20 protein-coding genes are annotated in these 21221 nt (G+C 31.4%); 19 read left to right on the top strand and 1 reads right to left on the bottom strand.

Annotated features, from left to right (window positions below; genetic code table 11):
* Nucleotides 1-6 precede the first annotated feature (6 nt).
* The 5 genes from ACTT9C_RS05970 to alaS all read left to right on the top strand — a co-directional run bounded on the left by ACTT9C_RS05970 (nucleotide 7) and on the right by alaS (nucleotide 6612).
* A complete protein-coding gene (locus ACTT9C_RS05970; RefSeq protein WP_440923582.1) occupies nucleotides 7-369 on the top strand; it encodes a GFA family protein in 363 nt (120 codons plus the stop codon).
* A 5-nt stretch (nucleotides 370-374) separates the two neighbouring features.
* Nucleotides 375-1298 (top strand): uridine kinase, encoded by a 924-nt coding sequence (locus ACTT9C_RS05965; RefSeq protein ID WP_440923581.1) that lies wholly within the window; start codon nucleotides 375-377, stop codon nucleotides 1296-1298.
* Nucleotides 1295-2590 carry a TolC family protein gene (locus ACTT9C_RS05960; protein WP_440923580.1) on the top strand — a complete coding sequence of 432 codons (1296 nt, stop codon included), beginning with the start codon at nucleotides 1295-1297 and terminating at the stop codon, nucleotides 2588-2590. The genes ACTT9C_RS05965 and ACTT9C_RS05960 overlap by 4 nt, the downstream gene beginning before the upstream one ends.
* Nucleotides 2591-2697: 107 nt before the next feature.
* Nucleotides 2698-3846, top strand: coding sequence for a recombinase RecA (gene recA / locus ACTT9C_RS05955; RefSeq protein ID WP_440923579.1), 1149 nt, complete (start codon nucleotides 2698-2700; stop codon nucleotides 3844-3846).
* Between the two features lie 99 nt (nucleotides 3847-3945).
* Nucleotides 3946-6612, top strand: a complete 2667-nt coding sequence (alaS, locus tag ACTT9C_RS05950; protein ID WP_440923578.1) for an alanine--tRNA ligase — start codon at nucleotides 3946-3948, stop codon at nucleotides 6610-6612.
* Here the strand turns inward: alaS and ACTT9C_RS05945 are convergent.
* On the bottom strand, nucleotides 6604-7818 hold the full coding sequence (locus tag ACTT9C_RS05945) for an NADP-dependent isocitrate dehydrogenase (protein WP_440923577.1): 1215 nt from the start codon (nucleotides 7816-7818) through the stop codon (nucleotides 6604-6606). The genes alaS and ACTT9C_RS05945 overlap by 9 nt on opposite strands.
* A gap of 73 nt (nucleotides 7819-7891) precedes the next feature.
* Here ACTT9C_RS05945 and ACTT9C_RS05940 point away from each other — a divergent pair, with 73 nt between their 5' ends.
* The 14 genes from ACTT9C_RS05940 (at nucleotide 7892) to ACTT9C_RS05875 (ending at nucleotide 21210) form a co-directional block, all read left to right on the top strand.
* Nucleotides 7892-8539, top strand: coding sequence for a phosphatidylserine decarboxylase (locus tag ACTT9C_RS05940; protein ID WP_440923576.1), 648 nt, complete (start codon nucleotides 7892-7894; stop codon nucleotides 8537-8539).
* A 1-nt stretch (nucleotide 8540) separates the two neighbouring features.
* Nucleotides 8541-9344 carry a CDP-diacylglycerol--serine O-phosphatidyltransferase gene (gene pssA / locus ACTT9C_RS05935; protein WP_440923575.1) on the top strand — a complete coding sequence of 268 codons (804 nt, stop codon included), beginning with the start codon at nucleotides 8541-8543 and terminating at the stop codon, nucleotides 9342-9344.
* Nucleotides 9344-10255 carry a glycosyltransferase gene (locus tag ACTT9C_RS05930; protein ID WP_440923574.1) on the top strand — a complete coding sequence of 304 codons (912 nt, stop codon included), beginning with the start codon at nucleotides 9344-9346 and terminating at the stop codon, nucleotides 10253-10255. The genes pssA and ACTT9C_RS05930 overlap by 1 nt, the downstream gene beginning before the upstream one ends.
* Nucleotides 10256-10867, top strand: coding sequence for an RlmE family RNA methyltransferase (locus ACTT9C_RS05925; protein WP_440923573.1), 612 nt, complete (start codon nucleotides 10256-10258; stop codon nucleotides 10865-10867).
* A gap of 37 nt (nucleotides 10868-10904) precedes the next feature.
* Nucleotides 10905-11981 carry an IMP dehydrogenase gene (gene guaB / locus ACTT9C_RS05920; protein WP_440923672.1) on the top strand — a complete coding sequence of 359 codons (1077 nt, stop codon included), beginning with the start codon at nucleotides 10905-10907 and terminating at the stop codon, nucleotides 11979-11981.
* On the top strand, nucleotides 11981-12418 hold the full coding sequence (locus ACTT9C_RS05915) for a tetratricopeptide repeat protein (protein ID WP_440923572.1): 438 nt from the start codon (nucleotides 11981-11983) through the stop codon (nucleotides 12416-12418). The genes guaB and ACTT9C_RS05915 overlap by 1 nt, the downstream gene beginning before the upstream one ends.
* Nucleotides 12408-13970 (top strand): glutamine-hydrolyzing GMP synthase, encoded by a 1563-nt coding sequence (guaA, locus tag ACTT9C_RS05910; protein ID WP_440923571.1) that lies wholly within the window; start codon nucleotides 12408-12410, stop codon nucleotides 13968-13970. The genes ACTT9C_RS05915 and guaA overlap by 11 nt, the downstream gene beginning before the upstream one ends.
* Nucleotides 13971-14750: a 3-methyl-2-oxobutanoate hydroxymethyltransferase gene (gene panB / locus ACTT9C_RS05905; RefSeq protein ID WP_440923570.1), complete on the top strand. Its 780-nt coding sequence runs from the start codon at nucleotides 13971-13973 to the stop codon at nucleotides 14748-14750.
* Nucleotides 14747-15490 (top strand): maleate cis-trans isomerase family protein, encoded by a 744-nt coding sequence (locus ACTT9C_RS05900; RefSeq protein WP_440923569.1) that lies wholly within the window; start codon nucleotides 14747-14749, stop codon nucleotides 15488-15490. The genes panB and ACTT9C_RS05900 overlap by 4 nt, the downstream gene beginning before the upstream one ends.
* A 3-nt stretch (nucleotides 15491-15493) precedes the next feature.
* Nucleotides 15494-16663: a M24 family metallopeptidase gene (locus ACTT9C_RS05895; RefSeq protein WP_440923568.1), complete on the top strand. Its 1170-nt coding sequence runs from the start codon at nucleotides 15494-15496 to the stop codon at nucleotides 16661-16663.
* A 51-nt stretch (nucleotides 16664-16714) separates the two neighbouring features.
* Nucleotides 16715-17800 (top strand): ABC transporter ATP-binding protein, encoded by a 1086-nt coding sequence (locus ACTT9C_RS05890; RefSeq protein ID WP_085147349.1) that lies wholly within the window; start codon nucleotides 16715-16717, stop codon nucleotides 17798-17800.
* 98 nt (nucleotides 17801-17898) lie between these two features.
* Nucleotides 17899-19026, top strand: coding sequence for an extracellular solute-binding protein (locus ACTT9C_RS05885; protein ID WP_440923567.1), 1128 nt, complete (start codon nucleotides 17899-17901; stop codon nucleotides 19024-19026).
* A gap of 70 nt (nucleotides 19027-19096) precedes the next feature.
* On the top strand, nucleotides 19097-20350 hold the full coding sequence (locus ACTT9C_RS05880) for an ABC transporter permease subunit (RefSeq protein WP_440923566.1): 1254 nt from the start codon (nucleotides 19097-19099) through the stop codon (nucleotides 20348-20350).
* Between the two features lie 5 nt (nucleotides 20351-20355).
* Nucleotides 20356-21210: an ABC transporter permease gene (locus ACTT9C_RS05875; protein ID WP_075535863.1), complete on the top strand. Its 855-nt coding sequence runs from the start codon at nucleotides 20356-20358 to the stop codon at nucleotides 21208-21210.
* Nucleotides 21211-21221: the final 11 nt, after the last annotated feature.

The raw sequence follows: 21221 nt of genomic DNA, 5'->3' as shown, positions 1-21221 counted from the left end.
TTAATTATGAAAAAACTTATTTGTCATTGTGGAGCTGTAGAAGCGGAAATTAACTTAGATGGAGATTTAGCTAAAGTAATAAAATGTAATTGTTCGATTTGTAAAAGAAAAGGAGCAATTATGTCGATGGTAAAAAATGAAGATTTTAAAATTGTTAAAGGTGGAGATAAATTAAAACTTTATCAATTTCATTCCAAAGTTGCTAAACATTACTTTTGTTCTGACTGTGGGATTTATACTCATCATAACCCAAGAATAAATCCAGCTATGACAGGATTTAATGTTGGTTGTATTGATGAAATAAATACTTTTGATATGAAAGAAGTCCCAGTAAACGATGGTCAAAATCATCCATTAGATAAAAAATAATTTTCATGCAACAATTAAATTTATGTTTTAGAAGAGTAAAAAAAGATTGTTTTAAGTTTATTAAATCTCAAGAAACTAAAGCTGATAAATTTAAAAACAAAGAAAGAATGATTAAGTCTTTCTTGATTCCGTTATGTTTCTGGATTAGCAAAAAAGCTGAAAAGAAAAGACCGTATTTTGTAGGTTTAGCAGGTGGTCAAGGCACAGGAAAAACTACAATTAGCTCTTTAATCAGAATTATTTTAATTAAGTACTTTAGATTGAACGTTTTTAGGATCTCAATAGATGACTTTTATAAAACAAGAAAAGAACGAATAAATTTATCAAAAAGAGTTCATCCTATGCTTTTAACAAGAGGAGTTCCTGGAACACACGATGTAAACATGATGTTAAATTTCTTTAAAAATTCAAAAAGTAAGAAATTCAAAAGATTGAAATTGCCGACATTTAACAAAGCTATCGATGATAGGTTTAACAAAAAGAAATGGTACGATTTAAAAAAGAGACCGGATGTAATTATTTTTGAAGGATGGTGTGTTGGTGCAAAATCAGAAAAAAATAATACCCTAAAGAAAACAATTAATTCTATGGAAAAAATAAAAGATCAAAAACAAGTTTGGAGAAAATATGTAAACCATCAATTAAAATCAAAATATAAAAACTTATATTCTCAATTAAATTGTTTAGTTTTTTTAAAAGCAAAAAATTTTAGTTTGTTACAAAAATGGAGATTAAAACAAGAGAGAAAACTTTGGGTTAAAAGCAAAGTGAAATCAAAAATAATGAGTAGAGAAGATGTATTAAATTTTATGCAAACTTATCAAAGAATTACTCAGAATATGTTTAGAAATATGCCTAAATACGCATCGGTTATATTCAATTTAAATAGTAACCATCAAATTAAATCTGCTGTATATAAAAAGAAATGATTAGGATTTTATTTATAATAGTAAGTCTTATATTTTTGCTAAATAATGCTTATGCAGAAACTTTCTCTGCAGCGCTAAAAAAGGCTTATAATGACAATAATGAGTTAAATGCTGAAAGGGAAAGTTTAAATATTTCTGAGCAAGAACTGAAAATTTCAATAAGTTCATATTTACCGTCAGTAACCTTAAGTGGAAGTAAAAGCTCAGAAGATACGAATAAATTAACCAATCAGAGTGGAACAGATGCAACAATTTCAGACGTAGACCCAACCGTTCAATCATTAACAATTACTCAAACTCTTATTGATTTTGGAAGAGGTGCTGAATTAAGTAAAAGTAAAATTGGTATTGAATTAGCTAAAGCAAAGCTTTTAAAAAAAGAACAAGAAATTCTATATAAATCAATTGAAGCTTATACAGGGTTAATATCATCAAATGAAAAACTTAAGATTAATAGATCCAATGTAAACCTATTAGATCGACAGGTCGAAACAGATAGAATTAGACTAGAGCGAGGAAACATATCCCTATCTGATGTTGCTCAATCAGAGTCTTCTTTAGCTGGTGCACAAGCAAAATTAATTCAAGCTGAAAATGATTTTTTAACTAGTAAGCTAAATTATGAAAATGTTATTGGTTCAGTTAATGATGCAGAGTCGTTAGATAAATCATCTATCTTAATAGTTAATTTGCCTAATGAACTAAAATCTGCAATTGAGATATCCAAAAAAGGTAATCCAGATTTAATTATAGCTCAACTTGAATATGAACAATCAAAAAAAGATACCACTAGCGCACGATCTGATTTAGCCCCAACAGCAACCTTATCTTTTGATAGATCAAAAACAGATGATCTGAGTTCTACTTATGACGAAAAAGAACAAGATACATTAAAAGCAACTGTCACATGGCCTTTTTTTTCAGGTGGAAAGAATTATGCAAATTTGAATAAAAACAAAAGTCTGGAGACACAAAAAAATCTTCTTTTAAATAATATGATCAAAAAAAATCAAACGGATGTTGCTAGTGCCTGGTCAAATTATCAATCAAACAAAAGTTTACTTGATTCAGTTAGAGCTCAAGTGAATGCTGCAGAAATCGCAAATGAAGGAATTGTAGCTGAATATAATAGTGGATCAGATAGAACCACTTTAGAAGTTATTCAGTCTAACTCTTTATTATTAAATGCTCAGATTTCGTTGGCAGATTCAGAGAGAAACTACATTCTTTCGCAGTTTAATCTTTTAAAATCTATCGGATTGCTCAATAGCGAATATCTTAAATTGAGATAAAATTAGCTTTTTTAGGCTTAAATAAATAAATCTTGCCAATGAGAACAAAATGTGTACATTTATAAGCATGATTCGAGTGACAAAAATATTAAAAAAAGAGGCAAAAAATGACTAAAAATAACTTAAAAGTAGTTAAATCTACTAAAGATCAAGAATTGGATAATAAAGAGAAAAATAAAGCTTTAGACGCAGCAATCAGCCAAATCACAGATAATTTTGGAAAAGGTTCTGTGATGAAGCTTGGTGAAAAAAGAGCAATGGATATCGAGTCGATATCTACAGGTTCTTTGAGTTTAGATTTAGCTTTAGGAATAGGCGGTTTACCTAAAGGAAGAATTATTGAAGTTTATGGACCAGAGTCTTCTGGAAAAACTACATTAGCATTACAAGTTGTTGCTGAAGCACAAAAAGCAGGCGGAATTTGTGCATTCGTTGATGCAGAGCATGCTTTAGATCCAGTCTATGCAAAAAAATTAGGTGTAAATACTGAGGAGCTTTTAATTTCACAACCAGATGCTGGTGAACAGGCTTTAGAAATAGCAGATACGCTAGTTAAATCAGGCTCTATTTCAGTTATCGTAATTGACTCAGTTGCAGCTTTGACTCCAAAAGCTGAAATTGAAGGAGAAATGGGAGATCATCATGTTGGTCTTCAGTCAAGATTAATGAGTCAGGCTTTAAGAAAATTAACTGGTTCAATTTCAAACACAAACACAATGATGATTTTCATTAACCAAATCAGAATGAAAATTGGAGTTATGTTTGGAAGTCCAGAAACAACATCAGGTGGTAACGCACTTAAGTTCTACTCATCTGTTAGAATGGATATTAGAAGAATTGGTGCCATCAAAGACAAAGATGAAATTATTGGAAATACTACAAGAGTTAAAGTGGTTAAAAATAAAGTTGCGCCACCATTTAAAGTTGTCGAGTTTGATTTGATGTATGGAAGAGGTATTAGCAAAATGGGTGAGTTAGTCGACCTAGGTGCTAAAGCTGATATCATTGAAAAATCAGGAGCTTGGTATGCTTATAAAGGTGAGAAAATTGGACAAGGTAGAGAAAATGCAAAAACTTATCTTGCACAAAACCCTAAAGTTGCTGCAGAAATAGAAATGGCAATTAGAGAAAAAGCTGGTGTGATTTCAAAGAAAATTGAAGGAAATCCATTAAGTCCTGAAAAAATTGAAAAGGAGAAGAAAGTAGCTGAAAAAGAAGAGGCTGCAAAAGAAACTGCTCCTACAAAGAAGAACTAGAATTAAAGGTCATCTTTAAATTATAAAGGCGCTTATTATAAGCGCCTTTCCCCCTTATCGTTATCTAGACATAGAACAAAAAAGCTGTATTTTAAAAATATGGCGGACAAATCATTAAATGAAATAAGAAGCACGTTTCTTAAATACTTCGAAAAAAACGATCATAAGATCGTTGAGTCTAGCAATTTAGTTCCAAATAATGATCCAACCCTAATGTTTGCCAATTCAGGAATGGTTCAGTTTAAAAATGTATTTACTGGTCTAGAAAAAAGAGATTATCAAAGAGCCACAACTTCACAAAAATGTGTTAGAGCGGGTGGTAAACATAATGATTTAGAAAATGTCGGTTATACACCAAGACATCATACTTTCTTTGAAATGTTGGGAAACTTTTCTTTTGGAGATTATTTTAAAGAAAGAGGAATTGAACTTGCATGGAATTTAATCACCAAAGATTTTGGGTTAGATAAAAATAGGCTTTATGTAACTGTTTTTAATGAAGATGATGAGGCTTTTAATTTTTGGAAAAAAATAGCGGGTTTTAGTGATGACAGAATAATTAGAATTGCAACATCAGACAATTTCTGGTCAATGGGTGAAACTGGTCCCTGTGGTCCTTGCTCAGAAATATTTTATGATCATGGTGATCATTTAAAAGGAGGATTGCCAGGAACCAAAGATCAAGATGGAGATCGTTTTATTGAAATTTGGAACTTAGTTTTTATGCAGTATGAGCAAGTCTCAAAGGAAAAAAGAATAGATTTGCCAAAACCATCTGTTGATACAGGAATGGGATTAGAGAGAATTGCAGCTCTTTTACAAGGCACACATGATAATTATCAAACTGATCATTTTAAAAAATTAATAAGTTCAATATCTGAAGTAACAAAAGTTAAACAAGAAGATAAAAATATATCAAGTTTTAGAGTAATTGCTGATCACTTAAGAGCAAGCTCATTTCTTTTGGCTGAAGGAGTTTTACCTTCAAATGAAGGTCGTGGATATGTTTTAAGAAGAATTATGAGAAGAGGAATGAGGCATTCTCATTTGTTAGGATCTAAAGAGCCAATCTTTTACAAAATTTTTGACTCGTTAAAAAATGAAATGTCAGGAAATTATCCAGAGCTTGAAAGATCTCAATCTTTGATCAAGGAAACTTTAAGGATGGAGGAGGAGAAATTTTTAGTTTTACTTGATAGAGGTATCAAAATTTTAAATGATGAAATTGCAAAAATAGACAAAGTTTTACCTGGTGATGTCGCTTTCAAATTATATGACACCTATGGTTTTCCATTAGATCTTACTGAAGACATTTTAAAGAATAAATCTTTAAAAGTTGATCATCAGAAATTTGATGAATTAATGAAAAAAAGCAAAGAACTTGCAAAAAAGAATTGGAAAGGTTCTGGGGATAGTTCTGAGGAAGCAATTTGGTTTTCAATAAAAGATAAAACTGGTCCAACAGAATTTTTAGGTTACGAGTCTAATCAGTCTGAGGGTGTTGTGTTAAACCTAATTAAAGATAACAAAGAAACAAAATCTTTATCTTCTGGTGAAGAAGGAATGATCATTACCAATCAAACCCCGTTTTACGGAGAGTCAGGAGGACAACTTGGAGACAAAGGTACAATTGTTTCTGGTAATTCTGTTTTTGAAGTAGAAGATACACAAAAAAAACTTGGAGACTTATTTGTTCATTACGGATCTTTGAAAACTGGAGAAATGAAAATCAATGATGTAGTTGAAATGAAAATAGATGTAGAGAGAAGAGATAATCTAAAAGCTTATCATTCTGCTACACACTTACTTCACGAGTCATTAAGAAGAACTCTAGGTAAACATGTTATGCAAAAAGGATCATTAGTTGCTCCAGATAGATTAAGATTTGACTTTAGTCATATGAAACCAATTACTGATGAAGAGTTAGAAAATATCGATAAATTAGTTAATGAATATGTTTCAAATAGTTCTGAAGTAACCACAAGAATTATGACACCAAAAGCTGCAATTGAAAAAGGAGCACTAGCTTTTTTTGGTGAAAAATATGGAGAAGAAGTCCGTGTTGTATCTATGGGAAAGGAAAAAGAAGCATACTTTTCAACAGAATTATGTGGAGGTACACATGTTAAAAATACCGGTGATATTGGAAAATTTAAAACTGTAAGCCAATCGTCTATCGCTGCGGGTGTTAGAAGAGTTGAAGCGTTAAGAGATAAACAACTTGAGGATTTTATTAAGAATAAAGAAAAATTATCAACTTTATCTACTCAAAAAGATGAAGAAACCATTAAAGATTTGTCATCGCAAATTATTAAACTTGGAGGCAAACCAAATGTTGATAATAAAGATTTAAAAGAAATTATAAAAAATCTTTCACGACAACTTGAACAACTAAATGTCAGTTCAGTTCTTCAAGATAAAACTAAAAACATTATTAAAGATGATAAGATAAATAATATAAAAGTTAGATTTCAAAAAGTGCAAGATTTACCTCCTAAAGATTTAAGAAAATTAGTTGATAATGGTAAAAAAGAATTAGGTGATGGCATTGTGATTGTATTTGCAAGCAGTGAAGGTAAAGTTGGCTTGGCTGTTGGAATTACTGAAAAATTAGTTGATAAATATGATGCAGTAAAATTTGCAAAATTAGGATCAGAGACAGTTGGTGGAAAAGGCGGCGGTGGTAGAAAAGATTTTGCTCAAGCAGGAGGTCAAGATAAGAGCAAAATTGATGAAGCTTTTGAAAAAATTAAGTCTTTAATTTAATTTTTTTTTTAAATTATTATCAATTTCATCTAGAAATTGATTTGTAGTTAAGTACTTACTTGATGGCCCAACTAATATCGCTAAATCTTTGGTCATAGAACCGCTTTCGACACAATCAATACAAACTTGCTCAATGGTAGTAGCAAATTTTATAAGATCATCATTTCCGTCTAATTTACCTCGGTGAGCTAAACCTCTCGTCCAGGCAAAAATTGAGGCGATAGGATTAGTTGAAGTTTCTTTTCCTTGCTGATGCATTCTATAATGTCTTGTAACTGTTCCATGAGCTGCCTCAGCCTCCATAATTTTTCCATCAGGAGTTAAGAGTGTACTTGTCATTAAACCTAAAGAGCCGTAACCCTGTGCCATTGTATCAGACTGAACATCACCATCGTAGTTTTTACAAGCCCAAATATATTTTCCACTCCATTTCATTGCACATGCAACCATGTCGTCAATTAGTCTATGTTCATAAGTAATTTTTTCCTTATCAAATTTTGCTTTAAATTCTTTATTAAACACATCTTCAAATATATCTTTAAAACGTCCATCGTACTTCTTAAGGATTGTATTTTTTGTTGAAAGATAGACTGGCCACTTTTTTATAAGACCGTAGCTAAAGCAAGATCTAGCAAAGTCTTCGATGGATTTATCTAAGTTATACATAGAAAGGGCTACTCCTGGTCCAGTAAAATTAAATACTTCGTATTTAATTTCATCTTTACCGTCTTCTGATGTCCACTTAACTTCCATCTTTCCTTTACCTGGAACTTTAAAATCAGTTGCTCTGTATTGATCGCCAAAGGCATGTCTGCCAATGACCACTGGATCTGACCATGAAGGCACTAATTTTGGAATGTTAGAACAAATTATGGGCTCTCTAAAAACAGTTCCACCAATAATATTTCTTATTGTTCCATTTGGTGATCTCCACATTTTTTTCAAATTAAATTCCTCAACTCGTGCTTCATCAGGAGTAATGGTTGCACACTTAATACCTACGCCAATTTTCTTAATTGCATTAGCAGAGTCTATTGTGATCTGGTCATCAGTATCATCTCTACTTTTCATGCCTAAATCGTAATATTCAATACCGATATCAAGATAAGGAAGGATTAATTTTTTTTTAATAAATTCCCAGATTATTCTGGTCATTTCATCACCATCTAACTCTACAATGGGGTTTTTTACAGTAATTTTGCTCACTTTATTTATATCTTAATAATTGAATTTCGTAATTTTATATACATATTAATGAAAAATTATCAAATAGAAGAACATGTTTAGTAAGATATTTCCAAAAATTCACGCTGAGGGATACAAGTTCCTAGTTATCTCTGGAATTATTACAATCGTATTTTATAGTTTCAGTAATTTTTTAGGTTTAATTGGTTTGGTATTAACAATCTGGGTTTATTATTTTTTTAGAGATCCTGATAGAGTAATCATTGATGACAATAATTATCTGGTTAGTCCTGCTGATGGAGAAATCATAAAAGTTGAAGAAGTTGATGGTCCAAAAGAGCTAGGTTTAGAAAATAAAAAATTTAATAAAATCAGTGTTTTTATGAACGTATTTGATTGCCATGTTAATAGAACTCCATGCGCTGGAAAAATTGAGGAAATTTTATATAAGCCTGGAACATTTGTTAATGCTTCTCTTGATAAAGCAAGTGAAGATAATGAGAGAAATTATTTTAAAATTAAGGACACAGATAATAACGATATTATTGTAGTTCAAATAGCAGGTCTGGTAGCGAGAAGAATAGTTTGTGAATCTAATAAAGATCAAGAGTTAAAACAAGGTGATAGAATTGGAATGATAAGATTTGGCAGCAGAGCAGATGTTTATTATGAGAATTATCAACCTTTAGTAAAAGTAGGTCAAAAAGCTATTTCGGGCGAAACACTCTTAGCTAAAAAATAAAATGGAACAACCAAAAAATAATTTGAAGATTGTAGCAGATAAAAAAAGAGCAAGAATGATCTTGCCAAATATGCTTACATTAATAGGGGTTTGTATTGGTTTAACTTCGATACGATTTGCTCTTGATGGAAGGTTTGAACTTGCAATTATAGCAATTCTTTTTGCTGCTTTAATAGATGGTCTTGATGGAAGAATAGCAAGATTAATCAGAGGTACTTCTAAAGTTGGAAAAGAATTAGACTCGCTTACAGATATGATAAGTTTTGGAGTAGCGCCAGCGTTTATAATGTATTTCTGGAAGCTCAATACTCTAGGAAGATTTGGTTGGTTGCTTTGTTTAGTATATGTAATTTGCGTTGCATTACGTTTAGCGAGGTTTAATATCAATTCAAATCAAGAACCTTCATGGAGAGATAATTTTTTTGAGGGAGTTCCGTCACCAGCTGGAGGAATTTTAGTTTTAACACCTTTGATTATTAGTTTAAGCGGTTTTAACTTTGTTCAATTAAATTATGATTTAATGGTACCGATTTTTTTTATTGCGACTTCTTTTTTACTAATTAGTAAATTCCCTAGTTATTCTTTTAAAAAGATAGTGATCCCAAGAAAGACAACAATATTTCTTTTATTTGGAATAGTTTTATTTTTTGGTCTTTTATTGATTTATACTTTTAATGTAATTGCGATAAGCACTGCAATTTATGTACTTTTATTACCAATAAGCTTTTTCCATTTTCAAAAAATTAAGAAACAACACGAAAATGACAAAATTCAAGACGAAGATGACCTTGAAGACGTACTTTAATGAAAAAAAATGTAATCGTTTCTTTAGCCGATGCTAATTATTTTCCTTTACTAGATGAACTAGTAGATTCAATTAAAAGATTTAAACAGAGTGAAGATGTTGCTATTTGCATTTTGGATGCGGGATTAAAACAAGATCAGAGAGATAGTTTATCTAAAAAAGTTGATGAAATTAAAAATGCCGAATGGGATATTGAAGTGCCTGGTTATAAGGTTAAAGGTAAAGAGTGGTTGAAAAGTCAGGTCTCAAGAGCCTTTTTACCTAAATACTTTCCTAACTATGAAAAATATCTGTGGATTGATTGTGATGCATGGGTGAATGATTGGAGTTGCGTAGAATTATATTTTAAGGCTTGTGATGATGGAAAGCTTGGAATTACTCAAACAATTGGCCCAGGATATAAGATTACATCAAAAGTAAACTGGCTTTTTGGAAAGCTGGCGTTAATCAAATCTCAAAATTTTAAACACGCTGTAAAGTCAAAAATTAGTTATGCAGATGCTAGGAAATTAGCTTTTGCCCCACATATTAATATTGGAGTTTTTTCCTTAGAAAAAGACTCTAAAGGATGGAGTACTTGGCAAAATAATTTAGAGAAAACTCTAAAAGCAGGTAATATTTTTGGATCTGAAGGTTTAGCAATTAACATGTCCGTTTATATTGATAATTTAGAAACAGAGTTTCTTCCTTTAAATTGTAATTGGATCACAAGTAATTTACTTCCAAAATATGATCAGAAACAAAGTACATTTGTTGAACCATACTTACCTAATTATAAAATTGGCATAATGCATCTTGCAGCAGGTATTTGGAAAGACGGTAAAGATATGCGAGTGGATAAAACTATTAAAATTGAATTAGATACTTTAGATAAAAAAAAGATACTAAAAAGTTTAAGATATAATACTTAATTGAAAAAAAATAAGATTTCAAAAAATTGGATTAATAAACAAAGACGGGATACTTATGTGCGTCAATCAAAAGTTGACGGTTATCGAGCTAGGTCTGCATATAAACTAAAAGAGATAGATGAAAAATTTAAAATATTTAAAGGTGGAATGTCAGTCGTAGACATTGGAGCTGCTCCCGGCAGCTGGTCACAGTATGTTGCAAAAGTAGTTAAGAGCGGAAAGATAATCTCTATAGATCTAAAAGAGATGGAAAATATAGAAAATACTTTACAAATTCAGGGTGACTTTACTTTAGTTGATACTCAAAACCAAATTAAAGAATATCTTAAAAAAAAACCAGATGTAGTCATGTCTGATATGGCCGTAAACACTACCGGGATAAAAAATATCGATTCAATTCAAACTGGTGAATTGTGTAAAGAGGCGATGGTTTTTTCAAAGGATGTGATTTCAGAAAAGGGTTTTTTTATTTCAAAAATATTTATGGGTAGTACCTTTAATGAAATTGTCGCACTGGGAAAAAAACTTTTTAAGGAAGTAAAGGTTTTTAAACCAAAATCTAGTAGAAAAGATTCTAAAGAAAGTTTTATAATTTGTAAAAATCTTAGATAGTTTCTTTAAATTTTAAAGGAATCGTATATAAATGATCATGGTTTCTATAAAAGAAGCACTCACCTTTGATGATGTAACTCTGATGCCTAAGTATTCTGAGATCTTACCCTCAGATGTTGATACTAGCATTAAACTTACAAATTATTTAAAATTAAAAATTCCTCTATTATCCTCAGCTATGGATACTGTTACTGAAAGCAAAATGGCTATCGCGATAGCGAAAGCAGGTGGGATAGGAATTATTCATAGAAATTTAGATATAAAAAAACAAATTCTTGAAATTAAAAAAGTAAAAAAACAAAAACTTTTAGTAGGCGCAGCTGTTGGGGCTGGACCAAGCGAATTTAAAAGAGCAGAGGCAATACTTAAAGAAAAAATTGATATGATTGTTGTTGATACTGCTCATGGACATACAAAAAAGGTCTCAGAAATAATTAAGTTTATCAAAAAAACAAAAGATAAAAAAACTGCTCTTTGCGCTGGAAATATTGCTACACCTGTTGCAGCAAAATTTTTGTTAAAGCTTGGTGTTGATGTTATTAAAGTTGGGATTGGACCTGGATCAATATGCACTACAAGATTAGTTGCAGGTATTGGTGTCCCACAACTTAGTGCAATACTAGAAGTTAGAAATGGAATAAAAAATAAGAATGTAAAAATTATTTCTGATGGTGGGATAAAATATTCAGGTGATTTGGCAAAAGCATTCGCTGCTGGAGCAGATGCGGTTATGATTGGTTCATTATTTGCAGGGACAGATGAAGCGCCAGGAAAATTAATTAGGAGAAATGGTAAATTGTTTAAAAATTTTAGAGGCATGGGTTCAATTGGTGCTATGAACAAAGGATCTGCAGATCGATACTTTCAATCAAAGCAAAAGGACTCGTCTAAATATGTGCCAGAAGGAGTAGAAGGATTTGCAAAATATAAAGGCAAAGTTGATAATATAATTTTTAAATTAATTGGTGGATTAAGATCATCTATGGGATATTTAGGATCAAGACAAATTAAATATCTAAGAGATAAACCACAATTTGTTAAAATAACAAAAGCTGGTTTTTACGAAAGTATGGTCCATAATGTTGATATAGTCAAAAGTGATAATAAATACTAATGAGAAAAATCTTTAAAATAACTGTTCTTTTTTATCTCTTAATTAATGTTTTTAATTTTTCTTTAGGTAGTGAAAATTTTTTTAATAAAGGTTTAGAATTTTATAATAAAAAAAAATTTGAAGACGCTCGATTTATGTTTGAGAGAAGTATTGTATTTAATCCAAAACACTCTAATTCATATTTATATTTAGCTAAAATTTACAATCAGGAAAAAAATCAAAAGAAAGAGGAAAAAAATTTAGAGGCGACTTTATTGATTGAACCAAATAATGAAGAGGCAATGTTAATGTTGATGAAAATAGCATTAGAAAAATCAAACTACTCTAAAGTAAAAAGTCTTTCAGAAGACTTTGTCAAAGTTTGCAAAAATTTATGTGATGAAAATAAAAGTATCTTAGATTCTTTAGCAAACTTAGAACCCAAAAATGAGTCTTGATCAAAATTTGAATAAGATTTTAATTGTTGATTTTGGTTCACAATTTACACAGTTAATAGCAAGACGAGTTAGAGAATTAGGAATTTTTTCTGAGATAGTAAGTCACAAAAAAATTAAAAGTAAAAATATCAATCACACGATTAAAGGCATTATTCTATCTGGTGGTCCTTTAAATGTTTATCAAATTAATAAATACTCCTTCGATAAAAAGATAATTCAAAAAGGTGTTCCAGTTTTAGGTATTTGTTTTGGGCATCAAATAATATCTAAATTAAATGGTGGAAAAGTAAAACAATCTAAACATAGAGAGTTTGGTTTAGCTAATATTACAAAAAAAAATAATAGTCTTTTAATTAAAAATTTATTTAAGAAAAAAAAGTCAATTAAAGTTTGGATGAGTCACGCTGATCAAGTTTCAAAATTACCCAAAAATTTTAAGGTAATTGCCTCAAGCCAGAATTCTAAATTTGCAGTAGTTGAAAATAAATTTAAAAATTATTATGGAGTCCAATTTCATCCAGAGGTGACCCACACAGAAAACGGAAAAAAACTAATAAGTAATTTTATATTTTTAATATGTAAAATGAGAAAAAATTGGTCTTCTAAAGATCAAAAAATAAAATTGATAAAAGATGCAAGACAAATGATAGGAAATAATAAAGTCATTTGTGCTTTATCCGGTGGAGTAGATAGCAGTGTAGTTGCACAATTATTAAATAAAGCCATTGGTAAAAATTTACACTGTATTTTTGTTAACACTGGGCTCTTAAGAAAGAATGAGGAAAAACAAGTTGTTGCAACATTTAAAAAAAAATTAAAGATTAATCTTACATACGTGAATGCTGAGAAAGAGTTTTTAAGAAAATTATCAAATATTTCAGATCCTGAAAAGAAAAGAAAGATAATTGGAAACTTATTTATAAAAATATTTGAGCGTTATGCCAAAAAAATTAAAAATGTAAAATTTTTGGCTCAAGGAACTCTTTATCCTGACTTAATAGAAAGTAAATCAGTTACAGGTAGTCAAACATCGAAAATTAAATCTCACCATAATGTTGGAGGTCTACCCAAAAAAATGAAACTTAAACTAGTAGAGCCATTAAAATTTTTATTCAAGGACGAAGTTAGGAAACTTGGATTAGAACTCAATTTAAGCAGAGAAATTATTTCTCGTCATCCTTTTCCAGGACCTGGACTGGCAATACGAATGCCAGGAATAATAACTAAAGAAAAAATAAATATTTTAAAAGAGGCTGATCATTATTTTATTCAAGCTTTGAGAGATCAAGACCTATATCATAAAATTTGGCAAGCTTATGCAGCTTTACTTCCAGTTAAAACAGTCGGAGTAATGGGTGATAATAGAACTTATGAGTATTTGTGTTTGCTCAGAGCAATAACATCTGAAGATGGTATGACAGCAGATTTTTATGAATTTAAAAAATCATTTATACAAGAAATTTCAAATAAAATAGTCAATAGTATTAGAGGGATTAATAGAGTAGTTTACGATATAACTTCGAAACCACCGAGTACAATCGAATTAGAGTAAATGAATAAAAAGATTAAAAAAATTCTTAATAAAAAGAATAAATCAAAAATTATTTGTCTTACGGCATACTCAAAAAATGTTGCCACAATCCTTGATAAACATTGCGATTTAGTATTGGTTGGGGACTCATTAGGATCAGTTTTGTATAACTTTAAGTCCACTAAGCAAGTGACTTTAGAGACCATGATTAATCATTCTAAAAGTGTCAGACTTGGTATTAAGAAATCATTAATGGTTGTTGATATGCCTTATAATACATATCGAAATCCAAGCGAAGCTTTGAAGAATTCAAGATTAGTTATGAAAGAAACCAAATGTGATGCTGTTAAGTTAGAAGGGGGAAAAAAGATAATTCCTATCGTTAAAAGATTGATTAAAAATAAAATACCAGTTATGGGACATGTTGGAATATTACCTCAGACAGATAAAAAATTTACCTTCAAAGGGAAAAAACTAAAGGAAAGTGAGAGATTACTTAAAGACACTAAACTTTTAGAAAATGCTGGAGTTTTTTCGATTGTATTAGAATGTGTAGAAACAAAATTATCAAAGAAAATTTCCAACCATATAAAGATTCCAACAATAGGAATTGGTTCTTCAGTCAATTGTGATGGTCAAGTTTTAGTAATTGATGACTTAACAGGATTGAGTCAAAGTAAATTAAAATTTGTTAAAAAATTTGTTGATATAACAAAGTTGATCGAAAATGGTGTGAAAAAATTTAAATCTGAAGTATTAAAAAAACAATTTCCTAAAGCTAAACATTCTTTTTCAAAATGAAACTGAATAAGATAGAGCCAAAATTTATTAAAAAAAATAATCCAAGAATAGGTCTAATAACTTTAGCTAGTGATTTTAGAATTGAAAAAGATTTTAATGATATAATTTATGGGAAAGATATAGATTTGTATTCAAATAGAATAAATTGTTACAATCCTCTTACTAATGAAACCTTGAAGAAGATGGCAGATGATATTCCCGAAGTGACCAAAAATATTTTACCAGATCAAAAATTAGATTGTGTTGCTTATGGATGTACATCAGGAACTATTGCTGCAGGTTATCAATCAATCTATGAAAAAGTAAATTTAGCAAAACCTAATACAAAAGTAACAACACCTATTACTTCTGCTATAAATGCTCTTAAAACACTTAAGATAAATAAGGTTTCAATATTTACTCCATATACCGACGAGATTAATCAATCGGTCATTAATTATTTTAAGAATGAAAAAATAGAAATTTCTGAACTGTCTTACTTTGATATAGCTTCTGATTTAGATATAGGTAAAGTTGATCCTCAACATTTATTTGATGTGTTAGTTAAACAAGACTTATCAAATAGTGATGCGTTGTTTGTATCTTGCACAGCACTCCCAGTATTATCAATTATAAATGACATCGAAAAAAAACTAGGTAAGGTAATATTATCAAGTAATCAAACCCTAATTTGGGACACGCTTAAACAAATTGATAATCAAAATAAGGTTGATGGTTATGGTGTGTTATTTAATAGTTAGTTGATGAATTTTTCAATTGAAGAATACAAATCTAGATTAAAAAAAGTTCAAAATTCAATGCAAGATAAAGGTATTGAAATTTTGATTTCACAAGATCCTTCAAATATGAATTATCTTACTGGCTATGATGCATGGTCTTTTTATTATGCACAATGTGTGATTGTTCATGCAAATGCTGATGAACCGATTTGTTTTGTTAGAGATCAAGATGCTGGTGGCGCTTATATAAAAACTTATTTGAAAGATGAAAATATTGTTAAGTATCATGAAAAATATATTCACACTTGGCCGCTACATCCTTACGATGCTTTAGTAGATTTAATAAAGAAAAAAAAATGGGATAAATTATCTATAGGCGTTGAAATGGATAGTCATTATTTCACCGCTTATTGTTATGAAAAAATAAAACAAGGATTACCCAATGCAAAATTGATAGATTGCAAACGATTAGTAAATTGGGTTAGGCTTGTTAAGTCAGATGCTGAAATAAAATATATGAAAGCAGCTGCGCAGATCACTCAACTTGGTATGAAAAAAGCATTTGAGGCTATTAATCCAGGTGTAAGGCAATGTGATGCTGTTTCAGAAATATGGTCAACTTTAGTCAAAGGAACCTCAGAATTTGGAGGGGATTATGCCTCAATAGTGCCAATGCTTCCAACTGGAAAAGGAACCTCTGCATCCCATTTAACTTGGTCTGAGGATAAGTTTGTTGAAGGAGAGGCCACAATCATTGAATTATCTGGCGTAAATAAAAAGTATCATTGTCCAATGGCCAGAACAGTTTTACTTGGAAAACCCGACCAAAAAAAAATTGATACAATGAAAAAAACTAACGAGGCACTTCAAGCAGGTATAGATAAAGTTAAAGCAGGAAATACGGCTGATGATGTTGCACAAGCTTTTTGGAAGATATTAGATAAATATAAAATTGAGAAAACTTCAAGAACTGGCTATTCAATCGGGATAGGCTATCCTCCTGACTGGGGCGAACATACTTTAAATATTTCAAAAGGTGACAAAACATTATTACAGCCCAACGTTACCTTTCATATGATTGCAGTAATGCAATTTGGAAATTGGGGAGTGGAAGCGTCAGAAGCAATTAGAGTAACTGATAAAGGTTCAGAATTATTTTGTAATTTCTCAAGAGAACTTCACGTTAAAAGCTAATTATTAAAGGTTGATATTTATTCTCACAAATGTTTTAAAGTTCCTTAAATTATGGCATCAAAAAAAGATTTCGTTAAATTTGATAAAGTCGATAAAAGCTACGATGGTAAAGTCTTAGTTGTTAAAGACCTTCAATTAGATATTGCTGAAGGAGAATTCATAACAATGTTGGGACCCTCTGGTTCTGGTAAAACAACTTGCTTGATGATGTTAGCAGGTTTTGAAACACCAACTAACGGTGAAATTTATTTAGATGGTAAAGCAATATCGAGTATACCTCCTCATAAAAGAGGTATTGGAATGGTATTTCAAAATTATGCATTATTCCCACACATGACCGTCTATGAAAACTTAGCTTTCCCGTTAAGAGTGAGGAAAATTCCTAAAGATGAAGCCGATAAAAAAATTGATAAAGCGTTATCAATGGTATCCCTACAAGGGTTTGCTGCAAGGATGCCAGGTCAATTGTCAGGTGGACAACAACAAAGGGTAGCCGTTGCAAGATCATTGGTGTTTGATCCACAATTAGTTTTAATGGATGAACCTTTGGGTGCTCTGGATAAAAATTTAAGAGAAAGTATGCAATATGAGATTAAACATATTCATGAAAGCATTGGTGTGACAGTTGTTTACGTTACACATGATCAAAGTGAAGCTTTGACGATGTCCAATCGTATTGCAGTATTTAATGATGGTAAAGTTCAACAACTTTCAAGTCCTGATGAATTATATGAGAAACCTGTAAATTCATTTGTCGCTGAGTTTATCGGAGAGAATAATACTTTTGGTGGTGAAGTTTCAGATATTTCTGGAGGAAAGTGTAAAGTAAAATTAGCAAATGCAGAAATACTAGCTAATCCAATCTCAGTCAAAGGTAAAGGAGAGCGAACTACTGTTTCTTTAAGACCAGAAAGAGCTTTGATTAATCCAAGTACAAAAATGGATAATCTTCATAAAGGAAAAATAGAAGAAGTTATTTATCATGGGGACCATACAAGAGTAAGAATAAATCTTTTAGGCAACCCTGAGTTTATTTTAAAGGTTCCAAATAGTTCATCTAACTTAGATATCAAACTTGGCAACGAGATTAATATTGGATGGAACAGTGATGACGCTCGGGCACTTGACCCAAAATAGACATTCCACAATTATTGAATAAGTAGATAAAAAGGGTTGTTGACTCTCTTCCCTGAAGTTGTTTTAATTAGTTTTTTAAACGTTTAAACGGAGGAAAAATGAAAAAACTAAGTAAAATATTACTAGCTATTTCTTTTGTACTTTCACTAACTACTTCAGCATTTGCAACAACAGTAACTGCAGTGTCTTGGGGTGGGGCTTATACTGAGTCTCAAAAGTTAGGTTATGGTGATCCTACTGCTAAAAAACTAGGCATTAACATTGCTTGGGTTGATTATTCAGGTGGTTTATCAGAAATCAAAGCACAAAAAGAAGCTGGAAAGATCACGTGGGATATAATGGACGTGTTCGCAATGGATACTATCACTGGATGTGATGAAGGATTATTTGTTGAATTTGATTTTGACAAAGACTTCCCACCAGCTCCAGATGGAACTCCAGCAAGTAAAGATTTCTTTACTGCAATGCCAAGTAAATGTGCTGTAGGAAATATTTTATATTCTTGGAACTACGCTTATAACACTGAAAACGTTAAAGGTACTCCAAAGACTATCAAAGATTTCTTTAACACAAAGAAATTCCCTGGAAAAAGAGCTATCTACAAAAGCGCTTTAACTAATTTAGAGATCGCTTTGGCTGCAGATGGTATCAAGCCAGGTAAAGGCGGAGCAAAAATCTACAAAGCTTTAGAAACAGAAAAAGGTGTTGAAAGAGCAATGAATAAGATCAAAAAATTATGTACAGATCCAAAAGGTGGATGTGTATTTTGGTCTGCAGGTGCTCAACCACCAGAACTGTTAGTATCAGGTGAAGTAGTAATGGCTACTGGTTGGAATGGTAGATTCTTCAATGCTGAAATTGGAGAAGGTGCACCAATCAAACAAGTTTGGGATGGCCAAGGTCTTGATTACGAGTATTTCGTACAAGTTAAAGGTGGACCAAACGATGCTAATGGTATGGCTAAAAAAGCTTTAGCTATGATGACTAGTTCTGAAATGTTAGCAGGAAGTGCTAAATACATTGCATATGCTCCTTGGAGAAAATCTTCAATTGGTATTATGGAAAAAGGTGAGCCTTGGTATAAAGATGGTAAGACTAACATGGTACCACAAATGCCAACTGCACCGGCTAACACTAAAAACTACTTCCTAGTAGATCCAATTTTCTGGGCTGATAACGGAACAGAGCTTGGTGAAAAATGGGAAGCTATGAAAGCTGGTCTATAATTTAAGTTTTAAAGAACTAAATTATATATTATAATTTAAGGGCGGTTATTTATAACCGCCCTTTTTATTTATGAGCTCAGAAACAAAACAAATCTTAACTACAGACGGAATACCCTTAGAGGTTAGTCTAAAAAAAGCGGAAAAAAAGAATAAGATCAAAGCTTTCTTGCTCGTTGCTCCTTTATTATTTTTTTTAATTATCACTTATGTTTTTCCAATAGGTGACATGTTGTTCAGAAGTGTTGATGATAAAATGGTAACACAAATGTTACCCAAAACATTTAAAGCAATGGAAAACTGGGATGGTCAAGAGTTGCCAGATGAGGAAGTTTTTGCAGCATTTCATGAGGACTTTATAAAACTAGTTGAAGATAAACGAGAAGGTAAACTATCTACTCAATTAAATTACACTAAAAATGGATTTAAAAGTATTATTAAAAAATTAAGAAGAGCATCTAAAAAATTTGAAGAGGGAAACTATAAAGAACAAATAATGGCAGTACACAAAAGATGGGCTGATGTTGAGTACTGGAGAGCAATCCAAAGAAGAGCCCCTGAATTTACAGGTCAAAAATATTTAAAAGGAATGGATATGTATGTAAATGAGGAAGGGAAAATAGTAAGCGTTGAAGAAGATAGGAGAATTCACAGAGTATTATGGTTAAGAACTCTGGAGATTGCATTCTTTGTGACGGTCTTTTGTTTTTTGATGGCTTATCCAATAGCTCATTTGTTAGCTACTCTGCCAATGAAATATAGTAATTTATTAATGATCTGCGTACTGTTGCCGTTCTGGACTTCATTACTTGTAAGAACTGCCAGCTGGATGATTTTGTTACAACAACAAGGTATCGTAAATGATTTCTTTGTTGGAATAGGACTAGTAGCTGACGATAATAGGCCTGAGATGATGTACAACAAGACAGGAAGTTATGTTGCGATGACACAAATTCTGCTGCCATTTATGGTGCTTCCGCTATACAGTGTAATGAAAACTATCTCACCAAGCTTAATGAGAGCTGGAAAATCGTTAGGCGGTACACCGTTTGTAGCATTTTGGAAAGTTTATTTCCCACTGACGATCCCTGGAATAGGAGCAGGTTGCTTATTAGTGTTCATTTTAGCGATAGGTTATTATATTACACCAGCCTTAGTTGGTGGTGCATCTGGGACTTTAATCAGTAACCAGATCGCCTTTCATATGAAAAGTACCCTTGACTGGAGTTTTGCATCTGCAATGGGACTAATGCTGCTGAGTGGAGTATTGGTGATTTATTGGCTTTATAACAAAATAGTTGGAATTGATAACATTAAACTAGGATAATTAGGATGGCATTACCAAAATATACTGAACCACATTATAGAATTTGGCATTATATTTATCTAACAATTTGTGCCGCTGTTTTCTTTTTTCTAATTGCCCCTTTATTTGTAATCTTTCCATTGTCTTTTAATGCAGAGGAATTTTTAAGTTTCTCTGATGGGATGAAAAGGCTTGATCCAGATGCTTTTTCTTTGAGATGGTATAAAGATATGATTTACGGGACTAAAAATCCTTGGGGATTAGCTGCTAAGAATAGTTTTATTATCGCAATTTTTGCAACAATAGGTTCAGTAATACTAGGAACAGTTGCTGCCTTAGGTTTGAGTAGTAGGCACATGCCTTACAAAGGTTTGATAATGGCTGTTTTAATTTCTCCTATGATCGTACCTTTAATTATTTCAGGTGTTGCAATATTTTTCTTTATGGCAAAGGCTGGTTTAGCAGCAACTCATACAGGTATTGTTCTTGCCCATATAATTTTAGGAACACCATTTGTTGTTATCACAGTTACCGCTACACTTTCAGGTTTTGATCACAGTGTAACTAGAGCTGCTGCAAGTTTGGGTAGTGATCCAGTAAATACTTTTATGAAAATTACGTTGCCACTAATATTACCAGGAGTTATTTCAGGTGGATTATTTGCTTTTGTGACTTCATTTGATGAAGTTGTTGTTGTTTTATTTTTAGCAGGATTAGAAAATACAACGATTCCGATACAAATGTGGACAGGTTTAAGAGAACAATTAAGTCCAACAATTCTAGCAGTTGCGACTTGTTTAATTATACTATCAACATTAATACTAGTAACCGCTGAGCTTTTAAGAAGACGATCAGAGAGGCTTAGAGGGATTAATCGATAGTAAAATAATCA

Source organism: Candidatus Pelagibacter sp. (genome assembly GCF_052049575.1).
Lineage (GTDB): Bacteria > Pseudomonadota > Alphaproteobacteria > Pelagibacterales > Pelagibacteraceae > Pelagibacter.
Note: the sequence above shows the minus strand (reverse complement) of the source record. Positions and strands in the feature narration are given on the sequence as shown.

What these genes read in the sequence shown, in the direction of transcription:
- panB (WP_440923570.1), top strand. Translation starts at nt 13,971, where the DNA reads ATGAATAAAAAGATTAAAAAAATTCTTAATAAAAAGAATAAATCAAAA.
- ACTT9C_RS05895 (WP_440923568.1), top strand. Translation starts at nt 15,494, where the DNA reads ATGAATTTTTCAATTGAAGAATACAAATCTAGATTAAAAAAAGTTCAA.
- ACTT9C_RS05885 (WP_440923567.1), top strand. Translation starts at nt 17,899, where the DNA reads ATGAAAAAACTAAGTAAAATATTACTAGCTATTTCTTTTGTACTTTCA.
- ACTT9C_RS05915 (WP_440923572.1), top strand. Translation starts at nt 11,981, where the DNA reads ATGAGAAAAATCTTTAAAATAACTGTTCTTTTTTATCTCTTAATTAAT.
- ACTT9C_RS05965 (WP_440923581.1), top strand. Translation starts at nt 375, where the DNA reads ATGCAACAATTAAATTTATGTTTTAGAAGAGTAAAAAAAGATTGTTTT.
- ACTT9C_RS05970 (WP_440923582.1), top strand. Translation starts at nt 7, where the DNA reads ATGAAAAAACTTATTTGTCATTGTGGAGCTGTAGAAGCGGAAATTAAC.
- ACTT9C_RS05960 (WP_440923580.1), top strand. Translation starts at nt 1,295, where the DNA reads ATGATTAGGATTTTATTTATAATAGTAAGTCTTATATTTTTGCTAAAT.
- ACTT9C_RS05940 (WP_440923576.1), top strand. Translation starts at nt 7,892, where the DNA reads ATGTTTAGTAAGATATTTCCAAAAATTCACGCTGAGGGATACAAGTTC.
- pssA (WP_440923575.1), top strand. Translation starts at nt 8,541, where the DNA reads ATGGAACAACCAAAAAATAATTTGAAGATTGTAGCAGATAAAAAAAGA.
- ACTT9C_RS05930 (WP_440923574.1), top strand. Translation starts at nt 9,344, where the DNA reads ATGAAAAAAAATGTAATCGTTTCTTTAGCCGATGCTAATTATTTTCCT.
- ACTT9C_RS05890 (WP_085147349.1), top strand. Translation starts at nt 16,715, where the DNA reads ATGGCATCAAAAAAAGATTTCGTTAAATTTGATAAAGTCGATAAAAGC.
- ACTT9C_RS05875 (WP_075535863.1), top strand. Translation starts at nt 20,356, where the DNA reads ATGGCATTACCAAAATATACTGAACCACATTATAGAATTTGGCATTAT.
- ACTT9C_RS05880 (WP_440923566.1), top strand. Translation starts at nt 19,097, where the DNA reads ATGAGCTCAGAAACAAAACAAATCTTAACTACAGACGGAATACCCTTA.
- guaB (WP_440923672.1), top strand. Translation starts at nt 10,905, where the DNA reads ATGGTTTCTATAAAAGAAGCACTCACCTTTGATGATGTAACTCTGATG.
- alaS (WP_440923578.1), top strand. Translation starts at nt 3,946, where the DNA reads ATGGCGGACAAATCATTAAATGAAATAAGAAGCACGTTTCTTAAATAC.
- ACTT9C_RS05900 (WP_440923569.1), top strand. Translation starts at nt 14,747, where the DNA reads ATGAAACTGAATAAGATAGAGCCAAAATTTATTAAAAAAAATAATCCA.
- recA (WP_440923579.1), top strand. Translation starts at nt 2,698, where the DNA reads ATGACTAAAAATAACTTAAAAGTAGTTAAATCTACTAAAGATCAAGAA.
- guaA (WP_440923571.1), top strand. Translation starts at nt 12,408, where the DNA reads ATGAGTCTTGATCAAAATTTGAATAAGATTTTAATTGTTGATTTTGGT.